This is a genomic window from Rossellomorea sp. QJM3NY_18, from assembly GCF_056173145.1.
The window spans coordinates 1019165-1035830 of the sequence record NZ_CM149659.1 but is presented as its reverse complement, the minus strand read 5'-3'; the positions used below and the strand labels follow the sequence as shown (position 1 = coordinate 1035830).

22 protein-coding genes are annotated in these 16666 nt (G+C 45.3%); all 22 read right to left on the bottom strand.

What is annotated here, in order from left to right; translation table 11 throughout:
- Nucleotides 1-135: 135 nt before the first annotated feature.
- Nucleotides 136-1149 carry a C45 family autoproteolytic acyltransferase/hydolase gene (locus AC0VXY_RS05425; protein ID WP_475527201.1) on the bottom strand — a complete coding sequence of 338 codons (1014 nt, stop codon included), beginning with the start codon at nt 1147-1149 and terminating at the stop codon, nt 136-138.
- A 293-nt stretch (nt 1150-1442) separates the two neighbouring features.
- Complete coding sequence (locus tag AC0VXY_RS05420; RefSeq protein WP_475527200.1) at nt 1443-1775, bottom strand: IDEAL domain-containing protein; 333 nt, start codon at nt 1773-1775, stop codon at nt 1443-1445.
- 59 nt (nt 1776-1834) lie between these two features.
- Nucleotides 1835-2251, bottom strand: coding sequence for an RrF2 family transcriptional regulator (locus tag AC0VXY_RS05415; protein WP_435992631.1), 417 nt, complete (start codon nt 2249-2251; stop codon nt 1835-1837).
- 74 nt (nt 2252-2325) lie between these two features.
- Nucleotides 2326-2721 (bottom strand): transcriptional regulator SpxA, encoded by a 396-nt coding sequence (gene spxA, locus AC0VXY_RS05410; protein ID WP_435992633.1) that lies wholly within the window; start codon nt 2719-2721, stop codon nt 2326-2328.
- 165 nt (nt 2722-2886) lie between these two features.
- Nucleotides 2887-3666: an ABC transporter permease gene (locus AC0VXY_RS05405; protein WP_435992635.1), complete on the bottom strand. Its 780-nt coding sequence runs from the start codon at nt 3664-3666 to the stop codon at nt 2887-2889.
- Nucleotides 3656-4624 carry an ATP-binding cassette domain-containing protein gene (locus AC0VXY_RS05400; RefSeq protein WP_435992637.1) on the bottom strand — a complete coding sequence of 323 codons (969 nt, stop codon included), beginning with the start codon at nt 4622-4624 and terminating at the stop codon, nt 3656-3658. Before AC0VXY_RS05400 ends, AC0VXY_RS05405 begins: the two co-directional genes overlap by 11 nt.
- Before the next feature lie 107 nt (nt 4625-4731).
- Nucleotides 4732-5586 (bottom strand): alpha/beta fold hydrolase, encoded by an 855-nt coding sequence (locus tag AC0VXY_RS05395; protein ID WP_475527816.1) that lies wholly within the window; start codon nt 5584-5586, stop codon nt 4732-4734.
- Entirely contained in the window at nt 5586-5870 is a 285-nt protein-coding gene (locus AC0VXY_RS05390) for a DUF3784 domain-containing protein (RefSeq protein WP_435992639.1), read from the bottom strand. The genes AC0VXY_RS05395 and AC0VXY_RS05390 overlap by 1 nt, the downstream gene beginning before the upstream one ends.
- Nucleotides 5871-5985: 115 nt before the next feature.
- Nucleotides 5986-6180, bottom strand: coding sequence for a hypothetical protein (locus AC0VXY_RS05385; RefSeq protein WP_475527199.1), 195 nt, complete (start codon nt 6178-6180; stop codon nt 5986-5988).
- A 55-nt stretch (nt 6181-6235) separates the two neighbouring features.
- Nucleotides 6236-7051, bottom strand: coding sequence for a DUF817 domain-containing protein (locus AC0VXY_RS05380; RefSeq protein ID WP_475527815.1), 816 nt, complete (start codon nt 7049-7051; stop codon nt 6236-6238).
- Between the two features lie 2 nt (nt 7052-7053).
- A complete protein-coding gene (locus AC0VXY_RS05375; protein ID WP_034762209.1) occupies nt 7054-7275 on the bottom strand; it encodes a helix-turn-helix domain-containing protein in 222 nt (73 codons plus the stop codon).
- Nucleotides 7276-7284: 9 nt separating this feature from the next.
- On the bottom strand, nt 7285-7758 hold the full coding sequence (locus AC0VXY_RS05370; protein ID WP_475527198.1) for a DUF2975 domain-containing protein: 474 nt from the start codon (nt 7756-7758) through the stop codon (nt 7285-7287).
- A 231-nt stretch (nt 7759-7989) separates the two neighbouring features.
- Nucleotides 7990-9183 carry an MFS transporter gene (locus AC0VXY_RS05365; protein ID WP_475527197.1) on the bottom strand — a complete coding sequence of 398 codons (1194 nt, stop codon included), beginning with the start codon at nt 9181-9183 and terminating at the stop codon, nt 7990-7992.
- 12 nt (nt 9184-9195) lie between these two features.
- Nucleotides 9196-9615: a MarR family winged helix-turn-helix transcriptional regulator gene (locus AC0VXY_RS05360; RefSeq protein WP_475527196.1), complete on the bottom strand. Its 420-nt coding sequence runs from the start codon at nt 9613-9615 to the stop codon at nt 9196-9198.
- A 301-nt stretch (nt 9616-9916) separates the two neighbouring features.
- The gene (locus AC0VXY_RS05355) at nt 9917-10747 is read right to left on the bottom strand and encodes a glycerophosphodiester phosphodiesterase (RefSeq protein WP_475527195.1); all 831 of its coding nucleotides are present in this window, start codon (nt 10745-10747) and stop codon (nt 9917-9919) included.
- Between the two features lie 180 nt (nt 10748-10927).
- Entirely contained in the window at nt 10928-12214 is a 1287-nt protein-coding gene (locus AC0VXY_RS05350; protein ID WP_475527814.1) for a histidine--tRNA ligase, read from the bottom strand.
- Nucleotides 12215-12450: 236 nt separating this feature from the next.
- Nucleotides 12451-13011 (bottom strand): class I SAM-dependent methyltransferase, encoded by a 561-nt coding sequence (locus AC0VXY_RS05345; protein ID WP_475527194.1) that lies wholly within the window; start codon nt 13009-13011, stop codon nt 12451-12453.
- Between the two features lie 61 nt (nt 13012-13072).
- A complete protein-coding gene (locus AC0VXY_RS05340) occupies nt 13073-13669 on the bottom strand; it encodes a GNAT family N-acetyltransferase (protein WP_475527193.1) in 597 nt (198 codons plus the stop codon).
- Nucleotides 13670-13708: 39 nt separating this feature from the next.
- Nucleotides 13709-14275, bottom strand: coding sequence for an AAA family ATPase (locus AC0VXY_RS05335; protein WP_475527192.1), 567 nt, complete (start codon nt 14273-14275; stop codon nt 13709-13711).
- A 123-nt stretch (nt 14276-14398) separates the two neighbouring features.
- Nucleotides 14399-14830: a cytidine deaminase gene (locus AC0VXY_RS05330; RefSeq protein ID WP_475527191.1), complete on the bottom strand. Its 432-nt coding sequence runs from the start codon at nt 14828-14830 to the stop codon at nt 14399-14401.
- A 16-nt stretch (nt 14831-14846) separates the two neighbouring features.
- Entirely contained in the window at nt 14847-15338 is a 492-nt protein-coding gene (locus AC0VXY_RS05325) for a kinase (RefSeq protein ID WP_475527190.1), read from the bottom strand.
- Nucleotides 15339-15354: 16 nt separating this feature from the next.
- Entirely contained in the window at nt 15355-16422 is a 1068-nt protein-coding gene (locus tag AC0VXY_RS05320; protein WP_475527189.1) for a DmpA family aminopeptidase, read from the bottom strand.
- Nucleotides 16423-16666 lie beyond the last annotated feature (244 nt).

Here is a 16666-nt window from a genome sequence, read left to right as displayed (position 1 = left end):
AATTTGAATACTGTATAAATTAAGTATATTCATCCTTTCATTTTTCATCTTCGGTCGTTGGGGCATATGGGTTCTACGACTTTTGGATGAAGAAAAAGCTGATCCCGTCTTGGCGTGGGATCAGCTTTTCTATGTTCACTCTATGTAGCCACTCAGGTTCTTTCTGAGAATGTCGCCTCCTGTTACCCAATTCTGAAAGTTCACGTCCAGGACCTCTTTGCTCCCGGCAATGGTTGTAAGGATTCTTGAATCATGATAGGAATACGAAAAGGTGTGAAGGGTGCCGAATAAATTCTCGTAATCCGTGAAGAAAACCGGTGAATCGATGTCTTTAAAATGGTGAAACAGTTGTTGATGGGAAAGCTGTTTTTCGTTTAAACTGAGTAGATGTTTATTTCGTTCGAGGGAGCCTTCAATGGATGGGCGGTTTTTCCTTTTCATTTGTTCATACTGAAAATGATTCACACATGATAGAAAAGATTCTCCATACCTGACCGTCACCTTCTCAGGGCTCGCTTCCACTTCTGCCATCTTTCCATTTCGGTCTCCGAGGGAAAAGTTATAACAGGCGGAGTGCGGGATTTCCTTTAGTAAGGTAACTGCTTCTTCAAGGGAAGAACACGTATCCAGAACCATCCGTATGCCAGCCCACGGAGAGACCCCTTTTCTGTAGCCGTCATGACTGACAAAGTGCAAGCCTGCAACCAGGCCATGTTCGTTCACGCCGTCATGCCTCCCCAGGAGCTGAAGATTATACCCTGCGGACGCAAAGGCCTGTTCCGGTTTCACCAGGCTAAAAACCCCATCATATAAATCCGGGGAAAAATCATAATTCCTCACATAATAATCCTTAGTAAGAAGGCTGGAACATCCCATTGCTTCAGTCTTTGGGACGTCATAGCCACTAAACAAAGCCGCTGCTTTATGAGAAGAAATACCAAATCCTTCTGCAAGGCCTTCCAGCTCATCCAGAAGGTGTGGAGCGAACGAGGAATAAATCGATTTCATTTCAGGAAGATCAATCTCTTGTTTGGTGATCGAACCCAGCATATGTAAGATTGACGTTGCTCTCATCTCTTCACCCGTATCTACCCCGATATGATATGAGCTGCCCCTCAATTGAAAGATTTGTACTGTGAAATCCGACATGTAAAATCCCTCCTTGCTTCCATCTTATTCTTCCTGATTGCTACTCACCTGTCTTTTTATGCTTATTTTGGACTGATGGAGTAACTCGCATTTACGGGGAAGACGGGATTCATGCGGATTTTTAGTCCTTTCATGCGAGATTTCATTTAATCATGCCGGATTTCTTAGAAATCAAGCGGTATATGAAACAATCGAGCGGGATTTCAGATAATCATGCCAGCTTGTCGAATTTTCTTTCTCTCTCACAAATAAAAAGCTGAAGAGCCAACCCCTTCAGCTTTTCTTCACTCTATTCACTTCACACCCTCAACCAGTTCCCACATGGAGTTCAACTTAGCTGTCAGCTCAAGGAACCACTCTTCGTCTCCCGTTTCGAGGGCCAGGTCGATCAGATACTGGATCTGTTCTTTATTTTTGACATGTGTATCGGGAATTTTGTTTATTTGTCTGTTTAGCAGGGGAAGTATCTTCCCTTCGATCGTTTTATTATCGCTGGTCACGATTTTCGCTTTGACAGCTTCTCCTTTGGTGTCCAGGTTCTCAATATAGCCGATGACCAGTTCTCCGGTAAGTAATTTCCCTTTGACCCAATCTCCAATTTTTAAAAGTGTTTGCTCGTTTGACATTCCTTTTCACCTTCCAAACTGTAATGTTATTTGTTACAATTAGTCAAAAAGAAAGCCTTTTATGCTTTCTCCTGATGAATCATCTCGACGATGTCTTTAATCGTATAATCCTTTAAGTAATCTCCCAGTTTTTCTTCTGCACCGAGGAAAATCTGGAACAGGACACTTTTCATATTGGCGCCCACTAGACACTTATCATTGGTAGCAGTGCATTTTGGCTGCAGGGCGCCTTCTGATGTGATTTTATAAATATCCCACAAGTTAATATCGCTGAGGTCCATGGCAAAGATGAATCCGCCGCCTGTCCCTTCTTTCGACGCAATGAATCCCTGCTTTTTCAGAAGACTGAGGACTTTGCGGATCCGGACCGGATGGACCCCTGCACTTTCTGAAATCGCATCGCTTGTCGACATGCGGTCCGTCTGCAGTGCCAAGTACGTTAAACTGTGGATGGCTAAGGTAAAGTCACTATTCATGGCCTGCCTCCTTCACGGATGTTACTGTAATGTTAACTTTTACAGTTTACACTGTCAAGAATCCGGTTTTACGGTTAATTGGCCAGCTTTTGCAACTCATTGTATTCGAAGTTACGCACTTTCCTTGGGAGAAAGCTACGGATTTCTTCATCGTTATATCCGATCTGCAATCTTTTCTCATCCAGCATGATCGGTCGTTTCAGTATAAGGGGGTTTTCCCTGATTAGTTTATATAAATCCTGGAGTGGTAATGAATCAATGTCTACTTTCAACTCCTGGTACGCCTTTGATTGTTTAGAGATGATATCCTCTGTGCCATTTTCCGTCAGGCGGAGGATCGACTTGATTTCATCAGGCGTCAATGGTTCTGTCAGCATATTGCGTTCCACATAGGGTATTGAATGTTCATCTAGCCACGCTCTCGCTTTGCGGCAGGACGTACAGCTCGGTGTCAGAAATAAATTGACCATGTGTTTACACACTCCTTTTTAAATGTAATAAAAAAAGTAACAGTTATGATGAAAATAAATGCACTCCTGATTCCGGGTACACTGTAATAATAATATTTACAGTTAGAATTGTCAACCGCTTTTTTAAAATAGAATCCTCCCCCATCCAGAGAAGGATTCTGCTTTTTATTTCCGTGATACCGCACCTTTCGCAGACACGGCGGCGAATGTAATCGTGATGGCACAAACGATCACAATGGCGATCACACCCTGCATCAGATCCCAAAACACCCAGCCGTCGATGAGAGCGGTCCGCATGCTTTCAAACACATAGGTCGTCGGGTTGATCGTGGCCGCAATCTTTAACCACTGAGCCTCGATCAATTCAAGTGGAACAAAGGTCGTGCTTAAGAAAATGAGCGGGAAAAAGATAAATGTCCCCGCCTGGGCGGCCTGGGCATTTCTCGTCCGCAGGGCAATCCCGACGGAATACCCGGCAAAAGCAAGTCCCCAGCCAATCGCGATCAGCAGGACAAACAAAACCCCGGCAAATCCTGTTTTGACGTTCAGACCGAGTAAAAAGGCCATTCCTATGATAAGGAGCGTCTGAACAAGCAGCTGCAGCATTCCGGCAATGATCGGACCGAGGACGATGGCAAGTCGCGATGCCGGTGTTAAAAGCAGTCTTGAGAAAAAGCCGGTTTCAATATCCTTTACGATGCTCTGCCCCGCTCCCCCAGCTCCACCGATGGCAGCAGATACAATCGAAACGGGAAGGATGAAGGCAAGGTAATCGGCACCTTCAAAGGTCGGCAACTGGGATATACCGCTCAGTCCTCCCTCGTACACCAGAAGGAAGAAAGCTGAAATAATCAGATTAGGAATGAATGAAAACGGGTTACGGATGGTGGTTTTGATGTTCCGGATCGTCATGAGCCACGTGTCCTTGAACACATTATTCCCCATGGCTCTTCACCCCTTCCTTCGTCTCGCTCGTCAATTTAAGGAAGATATCGTCCAGTGTAGGAGAAGACAATTGAATATCGATGATTCCGATATCCTCTGTGTCAAGGATACGGACGACCTCAAGAAGCTGCTTCGTTCCCTCTTCTACATAAACGAGGATCTTTTCTTGTTGGGCGAGGACATCGACCCCTTCCATTTGGGTGCGAATCAGGTTCACACTATGTTCGATCACATCCCGGTCTTTCAAGGTGAGGGTAATGAGATCCTGCCCGATCTCTGCCTTCAAGTCCTTCGGTGATCCCATGGCGACGATTTCGCCTTTATTGATGATGCCGATCCGGTCTGCGAGGGAGTCGGCTTCTTCCAGATACTGCGTTGTGAGAAAGATCGTCGTTCCCTTCTCCTTGTTCAGACGGCGCAGCTCTTTCCAGATCGCTGCACGGCTCGACGGATCCAGTCCTGTCGTCGGTTCGTCCAGAAAAAGGATATTCGGTTCGTTGACCAGGGTGAGGGCAAGGTCCAGTCTCCTTCTCATCCCCCCGGAATAACCACCGATCCTTCGCTCAGATGCTTCTGATAAATCCACAATTTCCAGAAGCTCCTGTGCCCTTCGTTTCCCTTCTTCCTTCCCGAAGCCGAAAATAAAAGCCTGAAGCTCCACCATCTCACGGCCGGTCAGATCCGGGTCGACCCCCGTCTCCTGAAGGGCCACGCCGATATGCCGGCGGACGTGTTCCGCCTCCCCGATGACATCATATCCGGCCACTTCCACTTTTCCAGAAGAAGCATTGATCAATGTCGTCAAAATCTGCACCGTCGTCGATTTCCCGGCCCCATTGGGACCTAAAAAAGCGAAAAACTCCCCCTCCTCGACTCGGAAAGATATACCTTTCACTGCCTGCACGTTTCCTTTTTTAAATGTTTTGGTTAGATTCTCCACTACAATCCTGCCATTCATGAGCTTCCCTCCGTTCTACCTATTTCTATTCGAGGAGGGGATTGGTTTATCCTTTATTAGGTGTGTGCCGATGTGTTGGCATGCCAAGGGGACAGGAATCTTGGCTCTTAAGAGTGAACCGGGGAGGCTGTCCCTGTGGAACTCATGAATTCACGTGTTAATGCAATCATTTTTTCCGGTTGCTCAAGTATGGTCCAGTGCCCGCTTTCTTCTACTTCTTTAAGGATGACATTATTCAAATGTACCAAAACGTTTTCCTTCATATAGGCAGGCGGTAATATATCGTGTGATCCTTGAGCAATCATGATGGGGAGAGATCTAAAAACAGGCAAGGACGGGACCAGATTGTAATGGTGGTCAAGTTCTTTGCCAATATGCTTAAGGGCATCCTGGTTGTATGAGATCATTGCTTTCTTTTTTAATGTGTCGACTGAATACACGTAATGAGGGTCGAAAAGTTGTTCAAGCTTTCGAGAAGAATCGACACCCAATAGAGAAGAAAGGGAATAATAACCGAGCAGCATTTTCTTGTGGAATCCGAGTTTTCGAAAAAGGCGTTCTTTGAAGGCCCGATAGTCTTGAGAAGATAAACCGATTGCGGCAGTAAGGACAAGTTTATGGATGCGGTCCGGATGTTTCGCCGCATACGATAGGCCCAGAATGCTCCCCCAAGACTCGCCGAAAAGCGTCATTTTCTCCAGGTTGAGGGATTTTCTGACTTCTTCAAGATGGTTGACTTCATCATCTATGGAATATGAATGGCCTTCCCCTACTTCTGATCTTCCGCACCCCGTTTGATCATAAAAAATGATCTGAAAGCTTTCCCCTAAAGGCTCCATGTGAGGGAGGAAATAGTCAGAACTCCCGCCTGGACCGCCGTGGAGGAAAACAATCGGCTCCCCTGCTCCTTTTTTAGTGATAAAAACGTTCTTTCCGTTGATCATGACATACTCTTCTTCCATCAATCCATAAGCCTCCTATTAATGAATACATACACGCCCGTTAACAGAACCAACATGACCACCACCAGAATGGTTCCCTCATAGGCATAATCGATAAAGCTGTTGATGATCACCATCAACCCTAATGGAAGAAAGAAGAAAAGCCCCGTAATAGTACCCAATAAAGACTTATTTTTGATCATCTTTTCATTGAAGCCTGCTAACAGCCATGTTTGTTTTTTGACACCGACTAAATATGAAACCAGGACAAGAGCAAGACCGATCATCAGCAAACCGTAGTCCATAGTGATTCCTCCATTTTTTCATGTTAGTACATGTACGTTTCAGCTCCACAAAGGTTCCATATTTTTACTAAAAAAAGCCCCAATGGCGTACCAAGGGACCTGTTCCTACTATATATTAAGGCATCGAACTGACAGCAAAATAGATAAACACGGTTGCCACCATCAAAAACACCATCCAGCCATTTGAGATGGCGAGTATTCTTCTATTTATGCTCACTTTATCCAGCTTGATTTGAATGATAAATCCGATCGCTACAATGGAAACCCAAACCGAAACTCCATAGGGTGAAAATAAGTAACCGGAATTCATAATCCAAAAAAAAAGATGCTGAAGTGGACCAAAATGAATACAAAAGTCATTTTCTTCATACTCTTCCCTCCTGTCCTTGCAGGGAATGTTCGGTTGGAAATTGGGTTGCCCCACCCTTTCCCTTTACACGTTTCAATGTTGCTACAATCAAAAAGCTGACAATGACGAGGAGAAGCCATGAGCTGACCTTCCCGAGATGAACGAGGCTCCAGGCATCGGTCTGATTCGGGTATTCCCAGGCACCGAAGAAGGTTGCAATGTTTTCAGCGATCCAGATGAAGAAGCCGATGAGGACAAAGGACAAGGCAAGCGGCATGCAATAGCGTGTTCCACCTACCTCATATTCAACCCACGTTTTCCAAAAGACGACCATGACAAGGCCCGAAAGCCACCAGCGGACGTCGATCCAATAATGGTGGGTAAAAAAGTTCAAATATATCGCTGCGGCAAGGGCAACGACTGCCCAAAACGGCGGCCACTTAATCAGTTCCACCTTGAGCCTCCTCCACGCCTGGCACAGGTAACTTGCTACACTTGCATACATGAATCCGCTGTATAAAGGGACACCGAGCAGTTTGGAATAGCCTTCCCCGGGATAAGACCACGAGCCCATATGTACTTTAAACAGTTCAAGGGTAAGGCCGATCAGATGGAACAGGGTGATGACCTTCAGTTCATCCCGGGTTTCGAGACCCGATTTCACCATTCCCCATTGCATCAGAAGGCAGATCAGGAGCAGCCAGTCATACCTTGGCAGGAAGGGGACCGGAATGATTTGAGTCAAAGCCAAAGACGCAAAGATGACCACAGGAAACAAGCAGGACAGAGCCTGCTCCCAGCCGAAACGAAGGAGTTGTTTGCCCGCTCTCATGATCATGACTCTGCTTCTTCATCACGCTGATACTCAAGCAAATCTCCCGGCTGACAATCAAGGGCCTTGCATATCGCGTCCAAGGTGGAGAGACGAACTGCCTTTGCCTTCCCATTTTTCAGGATCGACAGGTTTGCCATCGTGATTCCCACCTTTTCTGAAAGCTCCGTTACACTCATTTTCCGTTTCGCAAGCATCACATCAATATTGATTATAATTGCCATAATTTCACCTCAGACCGTTAAATCATTTTCAGATTTGATTTCGATGGCATTGTTTAATAGCTTCTGGAGAACCGCCGCAAATACCGCAATGACAGCTGATCCGAAGATGAAGATCATCCCGATCACGATAATGCCCGGTGCGTCATCCACCTGCGCCAGCATATAAAAGAGCGGCAATCCTGCTACATAGAAGAGACTGATCACGATGGCACACTTCTTGATTATTTTCAACGCCTTCACGGATGCCCCTGAGAATGCGTTGTTCCGGTCAATCAACCTTAACAATTTAAACGCTTGAAACAACGCTGTGTAAAAAGGAATCGCCGATGCATACATGACGGCCAGCATCCCATAAACGACATAGGCTACCTTCGAACCCGCAGCCTCCATTGCGATCAGTGGTAATCCGATCAAGCACAAAGCGGCAATGGGAGCCCCGATTAGAAAAAGAGCAATCTTCAAAAAAAGTGTTTCCCGTTTCATTCATAGCACCTCACTTGATAATATAGTATGAATTTATCATGTTATTTATTGTTTTACAATAAATAATTATTAATTTTTAATATAAAATTATTGTTTATGTTGGCGATTAATGAGGGACGGACCTCAAACCACAGTAAAAAATTCGGGTGAATCGGACTATTGAAGGTCCGTCCCTCAAAAAAAAGAGTCCGACCACTTGGCCGGACTCCTTAAAGGAATGACGTTTAAAGATTATTCATGCGCGAGTACTGTGCGCGATTGTTTTCTTTCCTGGAAGTAGTAGAGTACGAGTGTTGCAGCAACCAGGATTCCCATGATCATGTATAGTGACCGGTAGCCAGTCAAGGGAATCAGGAAGCCAAGTACATAAGGTCCGAATCCAAGGCCTGCATCCAGGGAAATGTAATACGTTGACGTTGCGAGCCCCACGCGCTCAGGTGGAACGGCCTTCACGGCAATCGCCTGTGTGACGGATTGCATATTACCGAATCCAAGTCCGATCAGAACACCTGAAAGAAGCAGGATCATCGTGTTACCGGCCGCGCTTAACAGGAACAAGCCCGCCGCGAACAGGACAAACGCCGGCAGCATGACAGCCTTGGCACCTTTTGCATCCATCAGTCTACCGGTGAATGGGCGCGAAACGAGGATCGCTACGGCATAGACGACAAAGAACACGCTCGCTGCTTCTACAAGGTCGATGTCGATGGCATAGAAATTAATAAACGACAGGACACTTGAGTAAGCAAGGGAAACGAACAGCACGACAAGCGCGATCGGTAGTGCCTTTGGCTCGATGAAGCTTGACAGGCTCAGGCGCTCTTTCTCTGCTTTTTCCCCTGCCGGTTTCTTGACAACCGGGATTTTCACAAACAGAGAAATAATGTAGCTAATGACCCCAAGCGCAAGACAGAAGGCAAAGATCGTTCTGAAGCTTGCATGCTGACTTAAGAAAAGACCAAAGAATGGACCAACGGCAGTTGCGAGTGTGATGCTCATGCTGTAGTAACCGATTCCTTCCCCTTTTCGGCTCGCAGGGATGATTTCTGCTACGATGGTACCGGTTGCCGTACTGACCATCCCAAGTGCCACCCCGTGAAGAAAACGGGTTAGCAGTAAGAAACTGATGCCGCCCTCCACGAAATACAGGCATGAGGTGGCAATGAATGCGACCATGCCGACAAACAGCATTTTCTTATTTCCGATGGTCGTGATCAACCGGCCAAGGAATAATCGTCCGATCAAGGTCCCGATGATGAAGATCCCGGTCACAAGACCCGCCTGACTTTCCGATGCACCGAATTCATCCACGGCATAGACCGCCATGGTGACAAGCAATAAATAAAAGATTAAATAAATGAAAAAGTTGGCGATGGACATGAGTGTGAAGTCCTTGGTCCATAGCTTTGACTGTGTCTGACTCATCTGTAAAACTCCTTAACTGTTCAAATTCTCTTTGATTTTTTTCATCATTTCCATCATTTCAAGCTGCTTCTCTTCGCTGATTCCTTCCATGATGGTCTGTTCAAAACGATCAATGGTTTTGCGGGCATTCTCATACACTACAATGCCCGCCTCCGTCAGCTGCATCCGCTTTTCCCGACGATCCTTCCCGGGAATACGCTCGATATAGCCCGCTTCCTCCAACTGATGAACCGTCCTCGTAATCGTCGGCTTCTCAACACTTTGATAGTTTGAGATCTCCACATTGGAAGCTGGTCCATTATGGTAAAGATTATATAAAATCGTCCACTGAGCCCTATGCAGACCGTGTTCATTCAGCTGAACATTCAATTGATTTTCAAATGGCCTGTAGAGCATGATCAGCTCCTGAAAAAACTGTTGTTCCGATTTCATTTGGTGGATCCTCCTTTTTATATAGTTATCATAGGTAATGGTTATCTTGGGTAACTATTATATAGTAACAGATGATGGTAGGGTTGTCGAGAATGAAGAATATGGAGAATTAACTGGGGTAACACTCTTCATTAAGAAACAAAAAAAGAAACCCTTTTTCGTAAGGCGTAGGTTAACTTGGACGAGCCAAGTCAGAGCTATAATACGAAAAGGGCTATTGGGTTAGTATGGCCAGAAGTAGAATGAATTATACACATGCATTAGAAAAAGCAGCATCCACTACTTCTTTTCTATTAACCTATTAATTTCTAGGATCCACATAATCCGGATAATCCGTTATGATTGCATCCACATTCATATCGAATAAGAAATCTGCCGCTTCATGACTGCGCACGGTCCATGACCCGATTTGCATATCTAGGGAATGAACATCTTCCACTACTTGTTCTGTGACGATTCCATAGCTCGGATTGAACCATTCTGCGTACGTAGAGATTTCTTTTAATGCTTCAGGTGTCGCTTGCGACTGACTCCAGGCTAAAACTCCGACTGGAACTTTTGGAAGCAGTTGATCCATCTTTTTCATAGAGTCAAAATTAAAGGATTGAAGGATGATTTTTTCGTTTTGCGGTGTATCGAGGTGACGTTCCTTTAAAGCATCAGCTACTTGTTCCTCAATACCAGGATAAAGCTCCGGAGACTTCATTTCGATTAAGATCCCCACTTTTCCATGATAGCGATCGAGCACTTCTTCAAATGTTGGGATCTCTTCTCCTGCAAATTGTTCGCCTTTCCAGCTTCCTGCATCAAGACTCTTCATTTCCTCGAGTGTCAGATCCCCTACTTTTCCCGATCCATCGGTTGTGCGATCCACTGATGTGTCATGGATGACCACCAATTCACCATCTTTGCTTCGTTGAACATCGATTTCAATATAATCCGCCTTCATATCGACTGCCAAATCATAGCTTGCAATCGTATTTTCAGGTGCATAGGCTGCCGCCCCGCGGTGTGCAATATTCTCTACCTGCTTTTTCTCACCTGCTGATGGCTCTTCTGCAAACGCCTGGCTGAACGGACTCAATAACAATGAAACCGCAATTCCTGTACCGACTAACAACTTTTTGTTCATGTTCTTCATCTCCTATCCCTAATATGTATTCGACTACATTTTAGGAGAGGGATGTTGAGTGGGTATGTAGTTTGGTACCCATCTTGATAAAGGTTGTGTGAAGGAAAATCGATCTTTTTTCTTAGGGATTTTTACAAAGGTAACGTACTGGCAGGTAGTATTACCTGCTTACCATACAGTCTATTTCAGATCATTCATCTTCCATACTTGCTCCTCTCCGGTTTCCATATTCTTCACCTTATACTGATTCTTCCTGACCTCCTCTTCTCCTATAACAATCACATACCCCACCCCCTCTTTGTTTGCTTTTTCCAACAGCTTACCTAATTTCCGTCTGCTCATCTCAAGTTCGACGATATAGCCTTTTTGCCTTAAATCATTTGCCACCCGTAAAGCTTCCTTCCCGGTACCAAGTGGAATGACGTAATAGTCAACGTTGAAAGCTTTCTTCGCGTTTCGCTGAGTCGCCATGATGGCTGCATAGATGACGTCCAATCCAAACGAAATGCCGACGGTCGAGATATTTTCATCTGTTCCCAGTAGCCCACCTATAGCATTATCATACCGTCCGCCACTACCAATGCTTGATGTGATGGACCCGTCCGTTAAGAATATTTCATAAATGGTCCCCGTGTAGATTTCCAGGCCTCTTGCTAAAAAGGGATTGAAGACGCATTGTTCGTTGATTTCCAGGAAATCAAGGTAGGAAGTCAGGTCCCTTAATTCTTCCAACCCCTCCCTGATTTGGCCGTTTTGATCGGCGTATGATTCGAAATAGCCCAATCGGTTATTGTCCTTGTCTGTTAAAAATTGCTGGATCAATCGGTTAGTGTTGTCCGAAATGGACAGGTCCGCGAGTTCTGAGATGACCGCATCAACACCAATCTTTCCGAGTTTGTCGAGGATCAAGACTGCTTGGTTGATTCGATCCGCTTCCACTCCGAACACTTCAAGCATCCCCGTCAGCAGTTTCCGGTTATTGTATTGAATGGTCACCTTCATATCGAGCTTTCCGAATGCATCCAGTGCCATCATCATCAGCTCAGCTTCTGCCACTTGTGAATCGATGCCAACTATGTCAACATCGCATTGTGTGAATTCCCGAAACCTTCCCGCTTTGATAGGTCCGTCCCTGAACACTTTTCCGATTTCATAGCGCTTGAACGGCATGGGGATGGTCGGGTTCATGGCTGCCACCTTGGCAAAGGGAATCGTCAAATCATAGCGCAGGGCGAGGTCCCTTTCTCCCCTGTCCGTCAAGGTGTACATCTCTTCCAGGATCTCAGCACCACCTGCATATTTCGAGGCAAGCAGCTCAGTGTAATTCAGGATTGGGGTTTCAAGTGGCTTGCAGCCGTATTGGATGAAAACGTCCTCCAGCGTCCTTCTGACTTCCCTTCTGATCACTTCCGCCTCTGGTAAATAATCCTGTGTCCCTTTAACATTTTGATAATCCATCTTCTTCATTTTCATCTTTCTTCTCCTCCTTTTTTGTATAAAAAAAGAACCGCATTTGATAAGCGAATAACTTAATCAAATGCAGTTCTATGAGAAATAACCTTCCTATGTACGATTGTTAAAAATCGGATAGCAAGGTTACTCGATATGATGACGGAATTGTGTGAATGAGCGTTGCTTGTTGATGAAAGTCATATTTATCCACCTCTTATTTTCATATACGTTATCACATAAGAAAGGTGATTTCAATACTTAATGGCGTCAAGGATGAGAGAAGGAAAAGCTACACGTTCCCCCTGATTTCTTGGATCGAATTTCTTAGAACGGAAAATGACACCGTCAGATCCATCCCAATCATGTTGATGAAAATGGCCTTTTTCGTCAAAGGATTCAAGAAGTCTCACTTCGAATCCGGCCGTTTCAAATAATTCTGATAACAATTTATAGTCATAAACAATCTTATGACTGGCAGCAGGATGATCTTCCGGGCCGGGACCTCCTATCTGTACGCCCTTTTGATAGTCTTCATCTGGAAAATACCCATCAGGTACAGCACAACGAATGTATCCAGACGGCTTAAGATACTTCATACAAATCTTTGCTGCCTGTACCCCTTCTTCATATGTAAGGTGTTCCCAAACATGCTCCGCCAATATAGCGGATATCGAGCTTTCTTCAAACATGTCTTGCCACGTCGTTTCGTCCAGTAAGTTCAGGTCTTCTTCCTGTGTATGCAACCAGCCGGGATTATTATGATATTCTCCTGCGCCGATTACGACTTTGAGTTCTGTTTGGGTATTGTTCATTTGGGTTACCTCACTTTATTTCAATATCTAATACAAAATACCTTTGAAAAGCCGATTCAGTTCAATACTTCGAATCCCTCAAAGCAAACCCTGCCTTTACCGATGGCCACTCCTCATCAATGATCGAATACAGAACGGCATTTCTGACATAGCCACCTGACAGGATCCTTTCTTTTCTCAGGACTCCTTCTTTCACGGCACCCAACCGTTCAATCGCCTTTTGGGAACGGTTGTTTCGTTCATCTGTCTTAAGCTGAACCCGCAACATCCCTAAACTTTCAAAACAATAGCGAAGGATCAAATATTTACAATTGGAGTTTACGAAGGACCTTTGATGATCTTTGCTGTACCACGTAGAACCGAGTTCACACGATTTTTGTGAAAGGTTGATTTCGAACAATCTGGTAGACCCTATGATTCTATTTTGTTCTTTTAACACGACCGCAAAAGGTAAGGCCGTTTGTTGATCCCGTAGCCGGATGGCGGCTGTTACCCATTGTTCCATTTGCTCGAGGGTTGTAATTTCGTTAAACATAAAACGCCAAATCTCCGGATCATTTGCTTCGAGGATAGCAGCGGAATGATGGACCTCCAAGGGAATCAGTTTGATTTTCTCGTTTTCTAACGTTGGTGGGGAATGAAAGATATTGGTTTTCATACATCCTCCTATTTTTCCATTCAATTTGAGGTCCGTCCCTCACTTTCGCTCGAGCTGAAACTCTTCTATTATCTTCTCGGCAACTTGTTCGGGACTCATATCTGTGTTGTTGATCTTGATATACTTCTCTCTTTCTATTTCCCCTTCGACTGAATTCAGACGATGGGTATCGAGGGAAGCAAGCAACCGCTTCTCGGAGTCTTCGATATTTCGCTTCGACGGTTTATTCTGCAGTCGGTTCGGTGTGATGTTCCGTTTCAATCGTACTTCCAGATCGCTTTCCAGCTCGACGAAATAGACTTCTGCACCGTTGGATTCGAAAATATCTGTGACTTTCTCGACCCATTTCCAGTCTTCTTCCTCGTTGAACGCCCACATAAAGGTGAAAACCATCCCGTACTGATCCGTTTTCGAGAAAGCTTCGAAGATTTCCACTCTCATCATGTGACATATTCTCCACATTTCCTCCGTGAATCCGAAGAAAGGCTGAAGCAATTCGATGGTCATATGGTTATGAAAGAGTTTCAGTTCTGTTCTTTTTTCCAGTTCTTGTCCCACCGTCATTTTACCGACTGCCTGGGGTCCGAATAGTAAGATGAGTTTCATTGGAGTGTCCCCTTTTTGATTATTTGCTAGTAAATTGCTAGATTTTACTTTTCATGAAGCGCCAGTTCTCTTTTGAAACACTTTATGAGTTGTTTGTCGAAACCCGTGAATTTCTTTATAGAATTATTCCACATCACTCGAATACTTCTCCGGCAACAATTCCATTACATTACACTTCACCAATTCTCCCCCATATGAAAGGATGACATCGGTATGTTTTCCATAATCGCTTATTAACTCCCGACACATCCCACAAGGTGCGACGACCCAGCATTTCTCGATGTCTTCGTGTGGATGGGGGTGTGCTACTGCGACAATTGTTTCAAATTCGTGGTCCCCTTCAGAGATGGATTTCCCGAGAGCCATCGCTTCGCCGCATACGGTGATCCTGCCGACGTTTGCTTCGACGTGGACAGCTGCATAGACCTTGCCAGAAGTTGCTCTGACGGCTGAACCGATGTGATGCCGACCGTACCGATAATTCGTTTCTATGACTCTTTCTGCTTCTTTGATTAATTCATAGTCTCTGTCTTCTAATGGTTTAACGTTTAACATGTTGCACTTCCTTTTTTCATATTTGTTTTAAAATCATTTCCACTATCTCATCCTGCGTCATTTCATCCGTCAATTGAACTTCTCTATCCACACGGAGATAGTCCTCCGCATTCCACCAGTCACGTAAAGAATCCTCCCCGAATTCTGTCCTTTTTGAACGCGAGTTATGCCGGCGGATGGTTTCTTGAAACGATAAATCGTAGTAGTATGTATGGGCTTTTTCGTTATAAAATTGGATTAACTGCCTGAGCATAGCCCCGTAGCGTTGTTCAGAAAAGATTCCTTCTACAATGACGTACTCACATTTCCCTCTGCCGTATTCTGTGATTTGCCTGATCAGGTCCATGGACAGGTTGCCGTCCCGGTCCTGCACCATCAACATGTCTCGGCGGACGACATCTTGGGAAACGAGAAGCGTCCCCCGTCCAAGATGTTGTTGAAGACGTTTGGCGGTCGTTGTTTTTCCGCTGCCGGAATTTCCTCGTATGATGACCAATGTTGATTCCATAATTCCTCCCAGGTGGTTATAGCTGTATAGTGTATTTCTCCAGTAAATCTTTTAATGCCGGTCTTTCATTCCCATCCCTGCCCACTACGTGCGTTGCCGTGATCAATGAATTCAATACCGCCTCTTCTGTCGCTTCCCCGATCGCCCGGAATGCAAGATCGATCTCTTCTTCATGTATCATGGGGACGGACATGCATTGGGTCGTTTGGTCATGGGGTATTTTCGTTGCCGTCGAGAAGCCGATTACCACTTCGCCGCTCCCGGTTGTGATGATGGACCCTGTACGGGATAATCCTGTGATTGTCCGCTTGATGATCCGGTTGAGCTGCCTTTCGGATACGGGGAGGTCCGTCCCTGCAATGATGATGATTGAGCCTTTGTCCTCTTCCTCGCGGGATTGGAGGATTTTTTCCTTTAGTTCTTCTCCGACGGCCCTTCCGTTTATGGTCAGGTCGCTTAGTATCCCGAAGTTCGTCAAGACGAGGACACCCATTGTGTAGGTCCCGTGCTCCATCTTCATGATCCGTGAAGCCGTTCCGATTCCGCCTTTCAAGGAGTAACAGAGCATGCCGGTACCGGCTCCGACCGTCCCCTCTTCAACGAATGAAGAGGTGTTTTCCAGCGCCTGCCGGACATGGTCCTTTGTGATGAACCGGGCCCTGATATCGTTTAAAAACATGTCATTGCATTCACACACAACAGGATTGACGGTCCCTGTCGTTCTGCCGATTTCCGGATTCTGTTCAAGCATGTAATCGATCAGGGCATCGGCGGTTGTACCGATGCCGAATGTGTTCGTTAATAGAATGGGGGTTTCCAAGGTTCCTAGTTCATTGATTTGAATCGTGCCCATCGTTTTGCCAAACCCGTTGATGACATGGGTGGAGGCGATGAGTTTCTCTTTGAATAGGTTTCCCTGGTGAGGTAGGATCGCCGTTACGCCCGTTTGACTATCATTTTCACTAAGGGTGACATGACCGACCGTTACGCCTTCAACATCAGTAATTGAATTGTTGGGACCGGTTTCTAACTTACCGATTTTCACTCCGAAGTCCCGGATTCTTTTTTGTGCAGGATTGTTCATGTTGCGCGCCCTCCATTAGGTGAATATTCCGAAAAATTCGGTTGTGAAGAACATTAGTCAGTTACATACCAATTATTCCAAAATATTCATATAAACTCAATCCTTTCTTCGGTAAAGACATTCCTTGCCTGCTAATCATGCGGGATTTTAAAAAATCGTGCGGGTTCTGGATTTTTCATGCGAGACTGAGGATATTCGTGCGGGGTTGGATATAATCATGCCGGTTTTGCATGGAATCGAGCGG

Coding starts and splice junctions, on each gene's coding strand:
- AC0VXY_RS05425 (WP_475527201.1), bottom strand. CDS start 1,149: ATGTCGGATTTCACAGTACAAATCTTTCAATTGAGGGGCAGCTCATAT.
- AC0VXY_RS05420 (WP_475527200.1), bottom strand. CDS start 1,775: ATGTCAAACGAGCAAACACTTTTAAAAATTGGAGATTGGGTCAAAGGG.
- AC0VXY_RS05415 (WP_435992631.1), bottom strand. CDS start 2,251: ATGAATAGTGACTTTACCTTAGCCATCCACAGTTTAACGTACTTGGCA.
- spxA (WP_435992633.1), bottom strand. CDS start 2,721: ATGGTCAATTTATTTCTGACACCGAGCTGTACGTCCTGCCGCAAAGCG.
- AC0VXY_RS05405 (WP_435992635.1), bottom strand. CDS start 3,666: ATGGGGAATAATGTGTTCAAGGACACGTGGCTCATGACGATCCGGAAC.
- AC0VXY_RS05400 (WP_435992637.1), bottom strand. CDS start 4,624: ATGAATGGCAGGATTGTAGTGGAGAATCTAACCAAAACATTTAAAAAA.
- AC0VXY_RS05395 (WP_475527816.1), bottom strand. CDS start 5,586: ATGGAAGAAGAGTATGTCATGATCAACGGAAAGAACGTTTTTATCACT.
- AC0VXY_RS05390 (WP_435992639.1), bottom strand. CDS start 5,870: ATGGACTACGGTTTGCTGATGATCGGTCTTGCTCTTGTCCTGGTTTCA.
- AC0VXY_RS05385 (WP_475527199.1), bottom strand. CDS start 6,180: ATGAATTCCGGTTACTTATTTTCACCCTATGGAGTTTCGGTTTGGGTT.
- AC0VXY_RS05380 (WP_475527815.1), bottom strand. CDS start 7,051: ATGAGAGCGGGCAAACAACTCCTTCGTTTCGGCTGGGAGCAGGCTCTG.
- AC0VXY_RS05375 (WP_034762209.1), bottom strand. CDS start 7,275: ATGGCAATTATAATCAATATTGATGTGATGCTTGCGAAACGGAAAATG.
- AC0VXY_RS05370 (WP_475527198.1), bottom strand. CDS start 7,758: ATGAAACGGGAAACACTTTTTTTGAAGATTGCTCTTTTTCTAATCGGG.
- AC0VXY_RS05365 (WP_475527197.1), bottom strand. CDS start 9,183: ATGAGTCAGACACAGTCAAAGCTATGGACCAAGGACTTCACACTCATG.
- AC0VXY_RS05360 (WP_475527196.1), bottom strand. CDS start 9,615: ATGAAATCGGAACAACAGTTTTTTCAGGAGCTGATCATGCTCTACAGG.
- AC0VXY_RS05355 (WP_475527195.1), bottom strand. CDS start 10,747: ATGAACAAAAAGTTGTTAGTCGGTACAGGAATTGCGGTTTCATTGTTA.
- AC0VXY_RS05350 (WP_475527814.1), bottom strand. CDS start 12,214: ATGAAGAAGATGGATTATCAAAATGTTAAAGGGACACAGGATTATTTA.
- AC0VXY_RS05345 (WP_475527194.1), bottom strand. CDS start 13,011: ATGAACAATACCCAAACAGAACTCAAAGTCGTAATCGGCGCAGGAGAA.
- AC0VXY_RS05340 (WP_475527193.1), bottom strand. CDS start 13,669: ATGAAAACCAATATCTTTCATTCCCCACCAACGTTAGAAAACGAGAAA.
- AC0VXY_RS05335 (WP_475527192.1), bottom strand. CDS start 14,275: ATGAAACTCATCTTACTATTCGGACCCCAGGCAGTCGGTAAAATGACG.
- AC0VXY_RS05330 (WP_475527191.1), bottom strand. CDS start 14,830: ATGTTAAACGTTAAACCATTAGAAGACAGAGACTATGAATTAATCAAA.
- AC0VXY_RS05325 (WP_475527190.1), bottom strand. CDS start 15,338: ATGGAATCAACATTGGTCATCATACGAGGAAATTCCGGCAGCGGAAAA.
- AC0VXY_RS05320 (WP_475527189.1), bottom strand. CDS start 16,422: ATGAACAATCCTGCACAAAAAAGAATCCGGGACTTCGGAGTGAAAATC.